This is a genomic window from Aeromonas enteropelogenes, assembly GCF_000819845.1.
Taxonomy (GTDB): domain Bacteria; phylum Pseudomonadota; class Gammaproteobacteria; order Enterobacterales; family Aeromonadaceae; genus Aeromonas; species Aeromonas enteropelogenes.
The window spans coordinates 152506-168058 of record NZ_CDCG01000046.1 but is presented as its reverse complement, the minus strand read 5'-3'; the positions used below and the strand labels follow the sequence as shown (position 1 = coordinate 168058).

At 58.4% G+C, this 15553-nt stretch carries 15 protein-coding genes and 3 tRNA genes; 11 read left to right on the top strand and 7 right to left on the bottom strand.

Annotation, left to right across the window (positions count from 1 at the left end; all coding sequences use genetic code 11):
• Positions 1-33: 33 nt before the first annotated feature.
• The 5 genes from BN1123_RS20125 to BN1123_RS20100 all read left to right on the top strand — a co-directional run bounded on the left by BN1123_RS20125 (position 34) and on the right by BN1123_RS20100 (position 4673).
• Positions 34-372, top strand: a complete 339-nt coding sequence (locus tag BN1123_RS20125; RefSeq protein WP_042029233.1) for a 4a-hydroxytetrahydrobiopterin dehydratase — start codon at positions 34-36, stop codon at positions 370-372.
• Between the two features lie 255 nt (positions 373-627).
• Positions 628-2175, top strand: a complete 1548-nt coding sequence (gene tyrR / locus BN1123_RS20115) for a transcriptional regulator TyrR (protein WP_042029231.1) — start codon at positions 628-630, stop codon at positions 2173-2175.
• Positions 2176-2350: 175 nt separating this feature from the next.
• A complete protein-coding gene (locus tag BN1123_RS20110; protein ID WP_082037592.1) occupies positions 2351-2920 on the top strand; it encodes a regulatory sequestration protein YfiR in 570 nt (189 codons plus the stop codon).
• On the top strand, positions 2917-4158 hold the full coding sequence (locus tag BN1123_RS20105; RefSeq protein ID WP_042029230.1) for a diguanylate cyclase DgcN/YfiN: 1242 nt from the start codon (positions 2917-2919) through the stop codon (positions 4156-4158). Before BN1123_RS20110 ends, BN1123_RS20105 begins: the two co-directional genes overlap by 4 nt.
• A 26-nt stretch (positions 4159-4184) precedes the next feature.
• The gene (locus BN1123_RS20100; RefSeq protein ID WP_042029229.1) at positions 4185-4673 is read left to right on the top strand and encodes an outer membrane lipoprotein YfiB; all 489 of its coding nucleotides are present in this window, start codon (positions 4185-4187) and stop codon (positions 4671-4673) included.
• An 82-nt stretch (positions 4674-4755) separates the two neighbouring features.
• Here BN1123_RS20100 and BN1123_RS20095 read toward each other — a convergent pair whose 3' ends face one another.
• The gene (locus tag BN1123_RS20095; protein ID WP_042029228.1) at positions 4756-5484 is read right to left on the bottom strand and encodes a TerC family protein; all 729 of its coding nucleotides are present in this window, start codon (positions 5482-5484) and stop codon (positions 4756-4758) included.
• A 109-nt stretch (positions 5485-5593) separates the two neighbouring features.
• On the opposite strand from BN1123_RS20095, the gene BN1123_RS20090 reads away from it, so the two are divergent.
• From BN1123_RS20090 to BN1123_RS20080, 3 genes are all read left to right on the top strand, one after another.
• Positions 5594-6709: an ATP-NAD kinase family protein gene (locus tag BN1123_RS20090; RefSeq protein WP_042029227.1), complete on the top strand. Its 1116-nt coding sequence runs from the start codon at positions 5594-5596 to the stop codon at positions 6707-6709.
• Between the two features lie 109 nt (positions 6710-6818).
• The gene (locus BN1123_RS20085; RefSeq protein ID WP_042029226.1) at positions 6819-7097 is read left to right on the top strand and encodes a YfcL family protein; all 279 of its coding nucleotides are present in this window, start codon (positions 6819-6821) and stop codon (positions 7095-7097) included.
• Positions 7098-7195: 98 nt separating this feature from the next.
• A complete protein-coding gene (locus BN1123_RS20080) occupies positions 7196-8857 on the top strand; it encodes an AMP-binding protein (RefSeq protein WP_042029225.1) in 1662 nt (553 codons plus the stop codon).
• A gap of 73 nt (positions 8858-8930) precedes the next feature.
• Here the strand turns inward: BN1123_RS20080 and BN1123_RS20075 are convergent, their stop codons facing one another.
• From BN1123_RS20075 to BN1123_RS20060, 4 genes are all read right to left on the bottom strand, one after another.
• Positions 8931-10094: a trans-sulfuration enzyme family protein gene (locus BN1123_RS20075; RefSeq protein WP_042029224.1), complete on the bottom strand. Its 1164-nt coding sequence runs from the start codon at positions 10092-10094 to the stop codon at positions 8931-8933.
• A 533-nt stretch (positions 10095-10627) separates the two neighbouring features.
• Positions 10628-10703 (bottom strand) — tRNA-His (locus tag BN1123_RS20070).
• 49 nt (positions 10704-10752) lie between these two features.
• Positions 10753-10829: transfer RNA gene (locus BN1123_RS20065), tRNA-Arg, on the bottom strand.
• A gap of 36 nt (positions 10830-10865) precedes the next feature.
• Positions 10866-10942 (bottom strand) — tRNA-Pro (locus BN1123_RS20060).
• 214 nt (positions 10943-11156) lie between these two features.
• Here BN1123_RS20060 and folD point away from each other — a divergent pair.
• On the top strand, positions 11157-12011 hold the full coding sequence (gene folD, locus BN1123_RS20055) for a bifunctional methylenetetrahydrofolate dehydrogenase/methenyltetrahydrofolate cyclohydrolase FolD (RefSeq protein WP_042029223.1): 855 nt from the start codon (positions 11157-11159) through the stop codon (positions 12009-12011).
• A gap of 127 nt (positions 12012-12138) precedes the next feature.
• On the opposite strand, the gene cspD is transcribed toward folD, so the two are convergent.
• A complete protein-coding gene (gene cspD, locus BN1123_RS20050) occupies positions 12139-12357 on the bottom strand; it encodes a cold shock-like protein CspD (protein WP_010674510.1) in 219 nt (72 codons plus the stop codon).
• Between the two features lie 228 nt (positions 12358-12585).
• On the opposite strand from cspD, the gene clpS reads away from it, so the two are divergent.
• Positions 12586-12903: an ATP-dependent Clp protease adapter ClpS gene (clpS, locus tag BN1123_RS20045; protein ID WP_026457984.1), complete on the top strand. Its 318-nt coding sequence runs from the start codon at positions 12586-12588 to the stop codon at positions 12901-12903.
• Between the two features lie 59 nt (positions 12904-12962).
• Positions 12963-15218: an ATP-dependent Clp protease ATP-binding subunit ClpA gene (gene clpA / locus BN1123_RS20040; protein ID WP_042029222.1), complete on the top strand. Its 2256-nt coding sequence runs from the start codon at positions 12963-12965 to the stop codon at positions 15216-15218.
• 68 nt (positions 15219-15286) lie between these two features.
• On the opposite strand, the gene infA is transcribed toward clpA, so the two are convergent.
• Positions 15287-15505 carry a translation initiation factor IF-1 gene (infA, locus tag BN1123_RS20035; protein WP_005300033.1) on the bottom strand — a complete coding sequence of 73 codons (219 nt, stop codon included), beginning with the start codon at positions 15503-15505 and terminating at the stop codon, positions 15287-15289.
• Between the last annotated feature and the right edge of the window lie 48 nt (positions 15506-15553).

The window sequence follows — 15553 nt, the reverse complement described above, 5'->3', positions numbered from 1 at the left end:
GATCCCCATCAAGAGAGTAACAAGGAGAGTCCCATGTCCGAACTGGCGAGCCAGCAGTGTGAAGCGTGCCGCGCCGATGCCCCCAAAGTCAGCGATCAGGAGCTGAGCGAACTGATGCATCTCATCCCCGACTGGCAGCCGCTGGTCGTGGAGGGGGCGCTGCAGCTGAGGCGCGAATTCGTCTTTCGCAACTTCAAGGAGGCGCTGACCTTCACCAACCGGCTCGGCGAGCTGGCAGAGGCGGAGTTTCATCATCCGGCCATCCTGACCGAGTGGGGCAAGGTCACTGTCAGCTGGTGGACCCACAAGATCGGCGGGTTGCACCGTAACGACTTCATCATGGCGGCACGCACGGATGAGCTGCTGAAGTGAAGACGCCACCACTCATCGAGTGGGCGATATGGTGACCGTGAGTTGGTGGATCCACAAAATTGGGGAGCTGCACCGCAACGATTTCATCATGGCGGTGTGCACCGATCAGCTGCTCAAATAAGCGTCATGGGTTGACCTGGGCCTGCCCGGCGAAAGCGGGGTAGGCCCGCATTTTTATGGGCTGGCGCTCGCACTGGGGGGGGCGAGTCTGTATTATCCCGTCATTCATAGAGTTAGCTAGGAAGTGTGTCCCGAATGCGTCTTGAAGTCAGCTGTGAAGACCGCCTGGGCCTGACCCGGGAACTGCTCGACCGCCTGGTGGAGCACAACATCGATCTGCGCGGCATCGAAATCGATACCTCAGGCATCATCTATCTCAACTTTCCCGAGCTGGAGTTTCGCGATTTCCAGCACCTGATGCCGGAGATCCGCCGCATTCCCGGCGTCTATGACGTCAAGACCATCCCCTACATGCCCTCCGAACGGGAACACCACGAGATCGAGGCGCTGCTCAAGGCGTTGCCGGATCTGGTCTTCTCCCTCGACAGCAAGGGCAAGGTGACCCAGGCCAACCAGTCGGCGCTCACCACCCTCGGCCTGCCGGTGGAGGAGGTGCGCGGCGTGGCGCTGGGCTCCCTGGTCAAGGGCTTCTCCTTCGGTCGCTGGCTGGAGGCGAGCGAGATCAAGCCCCAGACCTGCAAACTCACCATCCATGGCGAGGAGTATCTGGCGGATCTGATGCCGCTGTTCGTGGCCGAGGAGAAGGGCAAACAGGCCCTGGCCGGCGCCGTGGTGGTACTCAAGTCCGCCCGTCGGGTCGGCATGCATTTCAGCGCCCTCCATGCGGTGGAAGTAGGGGGCTTTGAGCATCTGCAGGCCGAAAGCCCCAAGATGAAAGAGGTACTGGCCCAGGCCCGCAAGCTGGCGATGCAGGATGCCCCGCTGCTCATTGTCGGCGAGACCGGCACCGGCAAAGAGCTGTTGGCTCGCGCCTGTCACGGCGCCAGCCTGCGCTCCAGCCACCCCTTCATGGCCCTCAACTGTGCCGCCATGCCGGACAACGTGGCCGAGAGCGAGCTGTTTGGCTATGCCCCCGGCGCCTTTGGCAACAACACCGAGGGCAAGCGCGGCGTGCTGGAACTGGCGAGCGGCGGCACCCTGATGCTGGACGAGATCGGCGACATGTCTCCCCATTTGCAGACCAAGTTTCTGCGAGTGCTGCAGGACGGGGTATTTCGCCGGGTGGGCGACGAGCAGGAGGTGAAGGTCAACGTGCGCTTCATCTGCACCACCCAGAAACAGCTGCTGGATCTGGTGCATGAAGGCAAGTTTCGGGAAGATCTCTACTATCGCCTCAACGTGCTGAGTCTGGGTCTGCCTCCCCTGCGCGAGCGCAAGGCGGACATCATGGCGCTGGCCCAGCAGTTTGTCTCCCGCTTTGCCAGCGAGTTGCAGCGCCCGCGTCCGCGCTTTACCCGCAACATGGCCGATTACCTGACCGCCTATCGCTGGCCCGGCAACGTGCGCCAGCTGCGCAACTGTCTTTATCGGGCCATGACCCTGCTGGAAGGGGATGAGCTGGGTCCCGAGCAGATCGATCTGCCGGTGGCCGCCGAGGCCATGCCGCTTATTGACGAGTGGTTCGAGGGGGATCTCGACGATGCGGTGAAGCGCTTCGAGAGTCAGTTGCTGGCACGGCTCTATCCGGCCTTCCCGTCGACCCGCCAGCTCGCCAAACGGCTGGGTGTGTCGCATACCGCCATCGCCAACAAGTTGCGGGAATACGGGATCGGCAAGAAGTAATCTCCTCCCGCCCCTTGCATCCAACGGAGTCCATTGAAATATGGGCTCCGTTTTTATTTGTACGACCCGACCATCGGGACCGGATCCGGACTTGTCAAGGGGTTGCCGGGCCCCTTACTCTCTCCAGTTCATGTACCGAAACCGCACGATGGCGGTGATAGAGAGAGGCGGTTTTATCCTGATGTTATTTCCTTCCCCCGGCGTTGTTGTCCGCCTGTCACTCCTGTTGCTGGTACTGGGGCTGGTGTTTCCTTCGGGGACCATCGCCGCGGCGAAGACGGCTGCCGAGGTGCGGGCGAGTGCCGTCAAGGAGCTGGTGCTCGATATCATGAGTTACACCCGCTGGCCGGTGGAGCCCGAGGTGCTGCGTCTGTGTGTGGTGGCGCCGACCGAATATGCCGGCGCCCTCTTCTCCATCACGGGGCAGAGCAATGGGAGAGCGGTGAGCGTCAATCGTTACGGGGTGACGGATCCTGCCATCCGCGATCACTGTGATGTCCTCTATCTGGGAGTGGTGGATGAGACGACCCGGCTCGACCTCTTTTCCCGCCTGAAAGGCCGGGCCGTGCTCAGCATCAGTGAACAGAATGCCGAGTGCAGTGCCAGTGCGGTCTTCTGTTTACAGCCGGATCCCGCGAGCGAGCGGGTTCGCTTCGACGTCAACCTGGATGCGTTGGCCCTGAGCGGTGTGCGGGTCCATCCCGCCGTCCTCAAGCTTGCCAAGGCGAATAGGGGGGCTCCATGACGGCCTGGCCAGGCTCCCGTGATCAACGACTGACCCTGCACCAAAACCTCAGACGTACCCACCTGATGGCCGCCTTCACCTCGGCCTGCGTAGTGGGGATCTTCCTCACCCTGATCGCCTTGCTGGCCATGCGGTTCCATGCGGAGCACAATCTGGAGCTGGTGGCCCGAGCCATCAGCTATACCGCAGAGGCGGCCGTGGTGTTCCGGGATGAGGAGGCGGCCAACGAGGCGCTCAGAACCATCGCCGAGCGTGAAGAGGTTGCCGAAGCGCAGATCTATCTGCCCGATGGCACCCTGCTGGCAAACTGGCGTCGAGCCACGAATACCCCCCTGGCGGGGCTGGAGAACTACCTGGCCGAACGGATACTGCCGGGGCCTGCCCGGGAGTCCATGATGCGGGGCAAGGAAGTGATCGCCGAAGTGCGGGTCAGGGGACACGGACAATCGCTGTTGCTGTTTTTGCTGGCGGTGTTGCTGGTGATGCTGGTCTGCCTGCTGCTCAGCGCCATGGGGGCGCTCTATGTGGCAGGACGGATGCAGGTGTCTATCATTGGGCCGCTGCGGGATCTGGCGCAGGTTGCCCACTCGGTGCGTCGCCAGCGCACCCTTGGGATGCGCGCCAGCCCCGCTGCCATCGTTGAGCTCAACGAGCTGGGGGAGGATTTCAACTCCCTGCTCGACGAGTTGCAGGCCTGGCAGCAGCATCAGGCTCGCGAGAATGCCAGCCTGTTGCATCAGGCGACCCACGATGCCTTGACGGGGCTGCCCAATCGGGCACTGTTCGAGGCTCGTCTGGAGCAGGCCATCATAGAGGTGGAGCAGGAGGGGAGCTCCTTTGCACTGCTTTACCTTGATTGTGATCGCTTCAAGCAGATCAATGATTCCCTCGGGCACAACGCCGGCGATGATGTGCTGGTGACCCTGGCCAAGCGTGTGCAGCACCAGCTGCGGCCGCAGGATCTGGTGTGCCGCCTCGGGGGAGACGAATTCGCCATACTGTTGAGTCCCGCCCATCAGGCTATGGATGTGGAAGAGGTGATCACTCGTATTCAGCAGGCGATGAAGGATCCTGTGGTATTGCGGGATGGGCAGCAGCTGGTCGCCGGGATCAGCATAGGGTTTGCCATCCATCAGCCCGGGACAAGTGCCAGCGAGCTTTGTGCGCTGGCTGACAGTGCCATGTATCTGGCAAAACGCGCCCGTCGAGAGGAGGTTGATGCCGCCAGGACGGCGTGAATGGAAGTCGTTAAGGAGTCGTAACCATGAAGATGTCCCTCTCCCTCAAGGCCGCCGTACTTGGCCTGCTGTTTTCCCTGCTGGCTGGCTGTCAGAGTCCGCCCAGGGGATTGACCGAAGAACAAGTGACGGTATTGAAGGAGCAAGGTTTTCATCTGACCGATGAAGGCTGGACGCTGGATTTTGCCAACCGGGTGTTGTTTGCCAACAACGTCGGGAAGCTTACGCCACAGACCCGCCAGGCGGTGGAAACGCTGGGCAACTCCCTGCTGAAGGTGGGCCTCGACAAGGCCAGGATAGACGGTCATACCGACAACACGGGTGACGCCGCCTATAACCAGCAGCTCTCGGTGAAACGGGCCCAGTCGGTGGCGGATGTGCTGGTCTCGGTGGGCATGAAGCCGGCCAACCTCGAGGTCCGCGGGCGTGGTGATACGGCCCCGGTAGCCGACAATCGCACCTCGGCCGGACGGGCAGACAATCGTCGAGTGGCTATCGTGATTGCCAACGAATAAGGCAAGAGCCAGCCAGACATGTCGTGTACATAGCAAAAGAGCGCCCCGGGAGGCGCTCTTTTTGATCCTGCGATCGTGATGGCTATTTCTGCCCGCTGGCAGCCGTGTGGCTGCGCAGGCGAATGTTGATCATCTCCACCACCAGCGAGAAGGCCATGGCGAAGTAGATGTACCCCTTCGGAATGTGCACATCCAGTCCTTCCGCCATCAGGGCGAAGCCCACCAGGGTGAGGAAGGAGAGCGCCAGCATCTTGATGGTGGGGTGGCTGTCGACAAAATCGCCGATGGCCTTGGCGGCGAACATCATGATGAAGACGGCGATCATGATGGCCAGTACCATGACGGGCACGTGATCCGCCATGCCGACCGCTGTGATGACGGAATCCAGGCTGAACACGATATCGAGGATGGCGATCTGGAGCAGGGTGCTGACAAAGCCGGAGGCGACGGCCGTCGTGCTCTCCGGCTCGGCCGCGCCCTCCAGAGTGGCGTGGATCTCGTGGGCGCTCTTGCCGATGAGAAACAGGCCCCCCAGCAACAGGATCAGATCGCGCCCCGAGATGGCCTCGCCCAGCACGGTGAAGAGCGGGCTGGTGAGGCGCATCACCCAGGCCAGGGAGAGCAGCAGCAGGATGCGGGTGCCCATGGCGAGCGCCAGTCCCAGAATGCGCGCCTTCTGGCGCTGGGCCTCGGGCAGGCGGCCGACCAGGATGGAGATGAAGATGATATTGTCAATGCCAAGTACGATTTCGAGCAGGGTAAGAGTAGCGAGAGCGACCCAGGCTGAGGGGTCAAGAACCCATTCCAACATAATTGCACCTTGATAGGGAAAAACGAAACGGAACATTTTAACAGGGGGATACCGCTTGTCCCAGTGTGGCGAAAAGATAAGAATGGTCGCCATCGCAAGGGAGGGACGCATGTTTCGATTAGGACTCATCATTAATCCGGTTGCCGGCATTGGCGGGGCTGTTGGTCTCAAGGGCAGTGATGGCGTAGTGGAAGAGGCGCTTGCTCGTGGCGCCGTGCCCAGGGCCCAGGAGCGGGCACGGCAGGCCTTGTTGCCGCTGTGCGAGCTGGCTGAGCGGTTCGAGTTGCTGACGGTCGTCGGCGAGATGGGGGAGGCGCTGGCCCGTTCTCTTGGTTTGCCCTGCCGGATTGTCTACCACCCCGAAGGGGAGGCCACCAGTGCCACCGACACCCGCCAGGCAGCCGAGCGGATGCGCGACGCCGGGGTCGATCTGTTGCTGTTTGCCGGCGGCGATGGCACGGCGCGGGATATCTGTGCGGCGGTGGGGGAGTCGTGCCATGTGCTCGGCATTCCGGCGGGCTGCAAGATCCACTCGGGGGTCTACGGGGTGACCCCTGCCGCGACGGGCAGGGTGGCGGCACGGATGATCGCAGGGGAGCTGCTCAGCCTTATCGATGCCGAGGTGATGGATATAGATGAAGAGGCATTTCGAGCGGGCAAGGTGCGTGCCCGTCACTATGGCCAGCTGCTGGTGCCAGGCGATCTGCGTTACGTACAGGCGGTCAAGCAGGGGGGCAAGGAGTCCGAAGAGCTGGTGCTGGCGGATCTGGCCGCCGGTTTTGTGGAGCAAATGGAACCCGATGTTCTCTACCTGATGGGGTCCGGCAGCACGGTGGCCGCCTGCATGGCGGAGCTTGGCCTGGAAAATACCTTGCTCGGTGTGGATCTGGTGGAAAATGGCCGGCTTATCGGGCAGGATCTGTCCGCCGCCGAGATCCTGACCCGGATCCACGGCCGTCACTGCCGCCTGATCATTACCCTGATTGGCGGTCAGGGACATCTGTTCGGGCGCGGAAATCAGCAATTGAGTCCAGAGGTGATTCGGTGTGTCGGGCTGGAAAATATCCAGGTGCTGGCGACCAAGAGCAAGTTGGCCGCGCTTGAGGGCCGACCGCTGCTGGTGGATACCGATGATCCCGAATTAAACCGGGCGTTGAGTGGTTATCTGCTGATCACCACGGGATACAAGGATCAGGTCATCTACCCGGTGGCCAACCCGGAATAGGACGTCAAGGAAGCCGCTGGCCTGGCGCCAGAGAGCCGCAATCAACCGGATTGCGGTTCCATACCCCCGAATTATTTTGCCGGCAACCCCGGAAATGAGGCTGCGTTACATGACGATTCACGATTTTGAGCACAAGTTGTTGGGACTGATCGACGACATGGTTGCCACCGCGACAGACGATGAGCTGTTTGCCGGAGGATACTTGCGGGGGCATATCTCGCTGGCGGTGGCCCGGGCCGAGCTGGAAGGCAAGACCCTGGTGCGCGACGTCAAGAGCTATGTGCTGCGCAGTCTCAACGAGGCCATCTTGCAGGGGGAGCTCTCCGAGCAGGATGAAGAGCTGGTGCAGACCATGTGGAAACGCCTGCAGCAACAAGCGGAAGCTTGATCAAAAACAAATTTCAAACGGAAGTATGAGTTTCTGCTTCCCTGATAGTTATCAAAAGGTTAATAATAAGTATCGCCTTTTGTTTCAGGGATTAAACTATGGCTTCCACATCACATATTGCCAAGAAACTGCCGCTCGAGATGCTCTATCACTGGGAGCGGCAGTGTCCTGATCGGATTTATCTGCGACAAACCATCAACCGCGAATATGTCGACTTCACCTGGGGTGAAGTGGCGGAAGAGGCGCGGCGCATGGTGACGGCCCTGCGTCATCTGGGGCTGGTTGCCGGTGACAAGGTGGCGCTGCTCTCCAAGAACTGCGCCCAGTGGTTCATCGCCGATCTCGCCATGCAGATGGGGCAGTATGTGAGTGTGCCCATCTATCCCACCGCCAACGTCGATACCATCGAATATGTGCTGCGCCACAGCGAAGCCAAGGCCATCTTCGTCGGCAAGCTGGATGACTGGAAGAGTCAGGAGGCCGGCGTCCCCGCCGATCTGCTGCGTATCGCCTTTCCCTATGACACCATGCCGGCCAGCCACCAGTGGGACGACCTGCTGGAGGCGCACGAGCCCATTCCCGACAGCCCGGTGCAGGCGCCGGACTCCTTGCTGAGCCTGGTCTACACCTCCGGCAGTACCGGCAAGCCGAAAGGGGCCATGCTGAGCGTCGAGCGCTACGCCTGGTCCTGCGAGAAGCTGGTGGAAACGGTCGGCCTGACCCAGACCGATCGCGGCTTCTCCTATTTGCCCCTCGCTCACATCACAGAGCGGGTCTACATCTATGGCGGTAGCCTGTTTGGCGGTGCCACCATCGCTTTCCCCGAATCCCTCGACACCTTTATCGAGGACGTCAAGCGCTGCCGTCCCACCGTGTTCATCTCTGTGCCGCGCCTGTGGGCCATGTTCCGCATCAAGATCCTCGAGAAATTGCCCCAGAAGAAACTGGATCTGCTGCTCAAAATCCCGTTGGTTTCCAGCCTCATCAAGAGCAAGCTGCAAAAGGGGCTGGGGCTGGATCAGGCGCGTGTGCTGGGCTGTGGCTCGGCGCCTGTGTCACCGGCCCTGCTTGAGTGGTACCTGAGCATCGGCCTGAATGTCACCGAAGCCTGGGGCATGACCGAAAACCATGCCTACTCCACCATCAACTACCCGTTCAGGGCCGACAAGATTGGCACCGTCGGCAAGGCGGGGCTTGGCGTGACCATCAAGATCTCCGATGAAGGGGAGATCCTTTGTCGCTGCGAAGGCATGATGTTGGGCTACTACAAGGATCCCGAGCACAGCGCCGAGGCCATCGATGCGGATGGCTGGCTCCATACCGGCGACATGGGCAAGCTGGACAGGGAGGGGTATCTCACCATCACGGGGCGGATGAAGGATGTGTTCAAGACCGCCAAGGGCAAGTATGTGGCGCCTGTCCCCATAGAGGGGCTGCTTGGGCAGGAGTCCATCATAGAGCAGCTGTGCGTGATTGGTTATGGCATGCCGCAACCCATCGCCCTGGTGCAGCTCGCCGAAAGCGCCATGAAGGGGGACAGGGGAGCGGTTGAGGCCCAGTTGGAGGCGGCCCGCAACCGGGTCAACGATCAGCTGGAGGCTCATGCCAAGTTGCGTGGCATCCTGGTGGTGAAGACACCCTGGAATATCGAGAACGGCGTGCTCACTCCCACCATGAAGATCCGCCGCCACTTGCTGGAGCAAAAATATGCCGATATCGGCGAGCAGTGGCCTTCACGCTCCATCGTGTGGGAAGAGTAATGTCAGACATCGCCTGATCGCGTTGTGAAAACGGCGGCCATGATGGCCGCCGTTTTTGTTTTAGGTAAAAGAGTTAAAGGAGGGCGAGCGCCGCCGCCAGATCGGCGATGAGATCGTCCGCGTCCTCCACTCCTATGCTGAAGCGGATGAGATCGTCATTGACCCCGGCGGTGAGGCGGTTCGCCTCGTCCATGGCGGCATGGGTAGTGCTGGCTGGATGGCAGGCCAGACTCTCGAGATCGCCGAGGCTCACTGCCTGTACGAATAGTTGCAAGTTGTCGAGCAGGGCGGCGCAGCGCTCAAAGCCCCCTTCCAGCTCTATGCTCACCATGCCACCAAAGCCGCTGGCGAAGGCGCCAAGGGCAGGGTGGCCCGGATGGCTGGCCAGCCCCGGGTAGATCACCTTCTTCACTGCCGGGTGAGCGGCCAGAAATTCGGCGACTCTTTGCGCATTGTGCAGGTGGGCATCCATGCGCAGCGGTAAGGTCTTGACTCCCCGTTGCAGCAGGTAGGCCTCCTGTGGGCCGATGGGGGAGCCGATATGTTTGAGTGCCACGGTGCGGATGGATTTCATCAGCGCGTGGGATCCGGCCACCACACCGGCGATGATGTCGCCGTGGCCGCCCAGGTATTTGGTGCCGCTGTGCATCACGATATCGACACCGAGCTCCAGTGGGCGCAGCAGATAGGGGGTGAGGAAGGTGTTGTCACACACACTGATGGCGCCCACCTTGCGGGCCGCCTCAACCACCACTCGCGGGTCCACCACCTTGAGGGTGGGGTTGGTCAGGGTTTCGAACAGTACCACCTTGGTGGCGGGGCGGATGTTGGCCAGCAGATCCTGATCGCTCTCGTAGGCGGTGACCTTGATGCCAGCGCGGCTGAAGGTCTGTTTGAGAAACGCATCGGTGCCGCCGTAGAGGGGGCCTATGTAGGCCACCTCATCGCCGCAATCGGCCAGGGCATACATGATGGCGCTCACCGCCGCCATACCGCTCGCCACCACCAGCGCCTCGTCGGCGCCTTCCAGCGCTGCCAGCTTCTGCTCCAGCTCGGCAGTGGTGGGGTTGCCAAAGCGGCTGTAAATGAACCCGGGAGCCTGGCCGGCAAAGCGCTCCTTGCCCGCCTGGGCATTGAAGTAGCTGAAGGTGCTGCTCTGGTAGAGGGGGGTGGTAAGTGCCCCGGTCTGGGGATCGATCCGCTGGCCGCTGTGCACGCTCATGGTCTTGAATTTCATTGTGTTACTCCGTAGTCGCCAGAAACTGGCACAGATATTCAGGTGTGATTATGGTTGGCAAGCCAAGTTGCTCGAAGTCCGTCTATGGTTTGTTTGCTCCTCGCTCTATCCTGATTGGCAAGGTCAAGGACAACCAGTGCGGTTGGGCATAGTCATGGGGCTTGAATGCCTGGCCTTGATTGCGTGATGTTGCGAACTGCAGGAACATCAGTGCAGGTTCATGGGCTGCAGCAGTGCAGTTAGCGACGGGATAGCGAGTCCGGTAATAGGAAGTGGGTGAGAATGGGAGAGGTTACCGTTTTGCGTAATAAAACATAAACAACAAATTATTCTGAGTTATAAGCAAAAACGAAACAATATTCAGAGTATTGATGATTGTGTGTCTTTATGAGGTGGAATACATAGAGCAAAGAACGGGCTTAGTCCTTTGATTTTGCAGAAGGGCAAAAACAAAAAAACCGGCATAGGCCGGTTTTTTTGTTTCACTCTGGAGAGCGTTCTGCTCGCTATGTATTGTGATAGCAGAGAGATAATGGGGTGGCTGATGGGGCTCGAACCCACGACAACCGGAATCACAATCCGGGACTCTACCAACTGAGCTACAGCCACCACTAAAACTGTCATTGATTTCCATTTATCTGATAAGAGAGGGAATCAATGGCGCGCCCTGCAGGATTCGAACCTGCGACCCACGGCTTAGAAGGCCGTTGCTCTATCCGACTGAGCTAAGGGCGCGTATCTCAACCCGCCATGCAGGCAAGTTGACAAACCTGGTCGGTGATAAAGGATTCGAACCTTTGACCCTCTGGTCCCAAACCAGATGCGCTACCGGGCTGCGCTAATCACCGAAAAACCGCGTCCAGCATACTCGACAAGAGTCGTACTGGGCAACGGGCGGGCATCATACCCAAGCGTTGGAGCCAGCGTCAACGACTTTTTCCCCCAGTAAATTCAAGTGCCTACTTATTGCCCTCTGGTCATGCGACCTATCTGTGCCGCTAACATCCCGGCTAAAAAAATGCGACAATGCGCGGCAGTTGAACACATGGTGAGTGGAGTACGATGTCTGCCAAAATCATAGATGGAAAACAGGTTGCGCAAACGATTCGCAGCCAGGTCGCGGCGCAGGTCCAACAGCGGTTGGCAGCAGGGAAACGGGCGCCGGGGCTGGCCGTCATTCTGGTGGGGGCGGATCCTGCCTCTCAGGTCTATGTCGGCAGCAAGCGCCGGGCATGTGAAGAAGTCGGGTTTCTCTCCCGCTCTTATGACTTGAGTGCGACGGCCACTCAGGAAGAGTTGCTGGCCTTGATCGATGAATTGAATGACGATACTCATGTCGATGGCATTCTGGTTCAGTTGCCACTGCCGGCCCACTTCGATACGACCCTGGTACTGGAGCGGATCCGCCCCGACAAGGATGTCGATGGTTTTCACCCCTATAATGTCGGACGTCTGGCACAGCGTATTCCGGCACTGCGCCCCTGCACGCCGAAGGGGATCATGACGCTGATTGAAACCACAGGAGTCAAGACTCATGGTCTGCATGCGGTGGTGGTCGGAGCATCCAACATAGTGGGACGCCCCATGACCCTGGAGCTGCTGCTGGCGGGGTGCACGACTACCACTTGTCACCGTTTTACCCGCGATCTGGAAGAGCAGGTACGCCGCGCTGATTTGCTGGTGGTTGCGGTCGGCAAGCCCAATTTCATTCCGGGGGAGTGGGTCAAGCCGGGGGCGCTGGTGATCGATGTGGGCATCAATCGTCTGGCGGATGGCTCTCTGGTAGGGGACGTTGAGTTTGAAACGGCGCGCAGTCATGCCTCTTTTATCACGCCTGTGCCAGGTGGTGTCGGACCGATGACAGTCGCCAGCCTGATGGAGAACACCCTGATCGCCTGTAACGACTATCACGACTGAAGGCAGCCGATGAGGTGTCCGTGATCAGGGCACGAGGCAGTCGTGGAGCACAGAAGTCGCAGGTATAGATAATAAAAAACCGGTTTCTCTGGGAGAAACCGGTTTTTTATTTATCCAACGCATGGTTTTAAATATTTTGTGCTTCGTTTGGCACAATAACAGAGGCATGATTTCCTTTCGGCCCCTGTTGTAGTTCAAAATTGACGGCCTGACCCGCTTTCAGGGTTTTGTAGCCCTCCATTTGAATCGTGGAGTAGTGCGCGAAGATATCTTCACCACCTCCTTCCGGACAGATAAACCCAAATCCTTTTGCGTTGTTGAACCACTTAACTGTGCCGGTTGCCATACTTCTACATCCTTTTATTGATTACCCAGAAGTCGTTGAGTAACCTGCGCCAGCCCATTATAACTAGGACATGAGCCCGTAGCAGACGGGCACAGATTAGCAAGTAACCAATCTAGTCCAACTTTTGAGCGAGTCAAGAAGTTGTTAACAGCTGATGTGATCTGGTTAACAAGTCTATTGACAAGCTTGTGTTAGGCGGTAGTAATCTAGAGGTACCAAAGCGCGATTATGAGCAAGCAGAAAGAACTCTTTGCTAATGAAGAGATTGCAGAAGCAGAGAAGACAAAGCTGCAGCCGCCCCCCATGTACAAGGTCGTGTTGAACAATGATGACTACACACCGATGGAATTCGTGGTGGAGGTGCTGCAAAAGTTCTTTGGTATGGATTTGGACAAGGCAACTCAGGTCATGCTGAGCGTGCATTATAGTGGTAAGGGGATCTGTGGCACGTTTACCGCAGAGATCGCCGAAACCAAAGTAGTCCAGGTCAACACCTATTCACGTAACCACGAACATCCACTGCTATGTACTATGGAAAAGGCTTGAATCTGATGACTTGATGGCGAGTGTGACACCACATTGTAGCTGTACTAGGGGAGGTGCCTATGTTGAATAAAGATCTGGAAAAGACGCTGAACGAGGCGTTTAAACTGGCCCGTGACGAGCGCCACGAATTCATGACCGTCGAGCACCTGTTGTTAGCCCTGCTGGATAACAGCTCAGCCCATGAGGCGCTGAGTTCTTGTGGTGCCGATGTCGAGCAGATGCGCAAAGAGATCCGCGCATTCATCAATCAAACAACCCCTCTTATCCCGCGTGACGATGAAGATCGTGAAACCCAGCCGACGCTGGGATTCCAGCGAGTGCTTCAGCGTGCGGTGTTCCATGTGCAATCATCGGGCAACACCGAAGTCAGTGGTGCCAATGTCCTGGTCGCCATTTTCAGCGAGCAGGAGTCGCAAGCGGCTTACTTCCTGAAAAAAGCCGAGATCAGTCGCCTCGACGTGGTCAACTTCCTCTCCCATGGCGTACGTAAGGAGAGCAAGCCGGATTTGGGCAGCAATAGCAATCCTGAGTCTGATGACGACGTATCTGCCGCCCAGATCGAGAGCTTTGCGACCAATCTGAATCAGTTGGTGCTGGAGGGGCGCATCGATCCCCTCATCGGCCGTGATCAGGAACTGAATCGCACCATCCAGGTGTTGTGCCGTCGTCGCAAGAACAATCCCCTGCTGGTCGGTGAGGCCGGTGTTGGCAAGACCGCCATCGCCGAGGGGCTGGCCTACCGGATCGTCAAGGGCGATGTACCCGAGGTAATTGCCGGCAGCACCATTTACTCACTCGATATGGGCTCTTTGCTGGCGGGAACCAAATACCGCGGCGATTTCGAGAAACGCCTCAAGGTGCTGCTCAAGCAGATTGAACGCCAGGAAGGGGCCATCCTGTTCATCGATGAGATCCACACCATCATCGGTGCCGGTGCAGCCTCCGGTGGCCAACTGGATGCGGCCAACCTCATCAAACCGCTGCTCTCTAACGGTTTGCTGCGCTGTGTTGGTTCAACCACCTATCAGGAATATGCCCAGATCTTCGAGAAAGACCGTGCTCTGGCCCGTCGCTTCCAGAAGATCGATATCGTCGAACCGAGCGTTGACGATACCACACGTATCCTGATGGGGCTCAAAAGCCGCTACGAGGCACACCACGGGGTACGTTATACCGTCAAAGCGATCCGTGCCGCGGTGGAGCTGTCGGCCAAATACATCAACGATCGTCATTTGCCGGATAAAGCCATCGATGTGATCGATGAGGCTGGGGCCGGACAACGGTTGTTGCCGGCTAGCAAGCGCAAGAAAGTGATCAATGTGCAGGAAATAGAAGCCATCGTGGCCAAGATTGCCCGTATCCCAGAAAAATCAGTCTCCTCCTCCGACAAGGAAGTGCTGAAAAATCTGGAGCGTAATCTCAAGATGGTGGTCTTCGGCCAGGACAAAGCCATCGAAGTGCTGACCGATGCGATCCGCTTGTCCCGTTCGGGATTGGGTAACGAGCGTCGCCCTGTCGGTTGTTTCCTCTTTGCCGGTCCGACCGGGGTGGGCAAGACAGAGGTGACCCAGCAACTGGGCAAGGCCCTCGGGGTGGAGATGCTGCGCTTTGACATGTCGGAGTACATGGAGCGCCACACAGTCTCCCGTCTGATCGGCGCCCCTCCCGGCTATGTCGGGTTTGAGCAAGGTGGCCTGTTGACCGATGCGGTGATCAAACACCCTCACTCAGTGGTGTTGCTCGACGAGATAGAGAAGGCGCACCCGGATGTCTTCAACCTGTTGCTGCAGGTGATGGACAACGGGACCTTGACCGATAACAACGGGCGCAAGGCTGATTTTCGCAATGTGATCCTGGTGATGACCACCAATGCCGGGGTGCAGGAAACCCAACGCAAGTCCATCGGTTTCCAGCAGCAGGATCTGAGCCACGATGCCATGGCGGTGATCAACAAGACATTCAGCCCGGAGTTTCGCAACCGTCTCGACCACATCATTTGGTTCAACCATCTGGATATGACGGTGATCCACCAGGTCGTCGACAAGTTTATTGTCGAGTTGCAGGTTCAGCTGGATGCGAAAGGTGTCTCTCTCGAGGTGTCAGAACGTGCTCGTCACTGGTTGGCCGAGAAGGGATATGACAGAGCCATGGGGGCCAGACCGATGGGGAGGGTGATCCAGGAGCACCTCAAGAAACCCCTGGCCAACGAGATCCTGTTTGGCTCATTGGTCGATGGTGGGGTCGTGAAGGTTGAGCTGGTTGATGACAGCCTCAGCTTTGACTTTCAGGTCGATGTTGAAGCTGTTTCCCACTAAGCATCTGTGATTAGAGAACGACAAAAAACCCCAACCGAAAGGTTGGGGTTTTTTGCTGAATTCCTGGCTTAGCGAGAGCGGAAAACAATACGTCCCTTGGAGAGATCGTAGGGAGTCAGTGCTACCGTTACTTTGTCTCCAGTCAGGATACGAATGTAGTTTTTGCGCATCTTGCCGGAAATATGAGCGATAACCACGTGACCATTCTCCAGTTCCACACGGAACATGGTATTGGGCAGGGTTTCGAGAATAGTGCCCTGCATCTCAATACTGTCTTCTTTAGCCATTGAATCCTCTTGATAAGCCACAACAAAAAACCGCTGGATCATGCCGGA

Bases quoted from the DNA above. Each gene is read 5' to 3' on its own strand.
- tyrR (WP_042029231.1), top strand. From the start codon at position 628: ATGCGTCTTGAAGTCAGCTGTGAAGACCGCCTGGGCCTGACCCGGGAA.
- BN1123_RS20105 (WP_042029230.1), top strand. From the start codon at position 2,917: ATGACGGCCTGGCCAGGCTCCCGTGATCAACGACTGACCCTGCACCAA.
- infA (WP_005300033.1), bottom strand. From the start codon at position 15,505: ATGGCTAAAGAAGACAGTATTGAGATGCAGGGCACTATTCTCGAAACC.
- BN1123_RS20085 (WP_042029226.1), top strand. From the start codon at position 6,819: ATGACGATTCACGATTTTGAGCACAAGTTGTTGGGACTGATCGACGAC.
- BN1123_RS20075 (WP_042029224.1), bottom strand. From the start codon at position 10,094: ATGAAATTCAAGACCATGAGCGTGCACAGCGGCCAGCGGATCGATCCC.
- BN1123_RS20100 (WP_042029229.1), top strand. From the start codon at position 4,185: ATGAAGATGTCCCTCTCCCTCAAGGCCGCCGTACTTGGCCTGCTGTTT.
- BN1123_RS20090 (WP_042029227.1), top strand. From the start codon at position 5,594: ATGTTTCGATTAGGACTCATCATTAATCCGGTTGCCGGCATTGGCGGG.
- BN1123_RS20125 (WP_042029233.1), top strand. From the start codon at position 34: ATGTCCGAACTGGCGAGCCAGCAGTGTGAAGCGTGCCGCGCCGATGCC.
- folD (WP_042029223.1), top strand. From the start codon at position 11,157: ATGTCTGCCAAAATCATAGATGGAAAACAGGTTGCGCAAACGATTCGC.
- BN1123_RS20095 (WP_042029228.1), bottom strand. From the start codon at position 5,484: ATGTTGGAATGGGTTCTTGACCCCTCAGCCTGGGTCGCTCTCGCTACT.
- BN1123_RS20080 (WP_042029225.1), top strand. From the start codon at position 7,196: ATGGCTTCCACATCACATATTGCCAAGAAACTGCCGCTCGAGATGCTC.
- clpS (WP_026457984.1), top strand. From the start codon at position 12,586: ATGAGCAAGCAGAAAGAACTCTTTGCTAATGAAGAGATTGCAGAAGCA.
- clpA (WP_042029222.1), top strand. From the start codon at position 12,963: ATGTTGAATAAAGATCTGGAAAAGACGCTGAACGAGGCGTTTAAACTG.
- cspD (WP_010674510.1), bottom strand. From the start codon at position 12,357: ATGGCAACCGGCACAGTTAAGTGGTTCAACAACGCAAAAGGATTTGGG.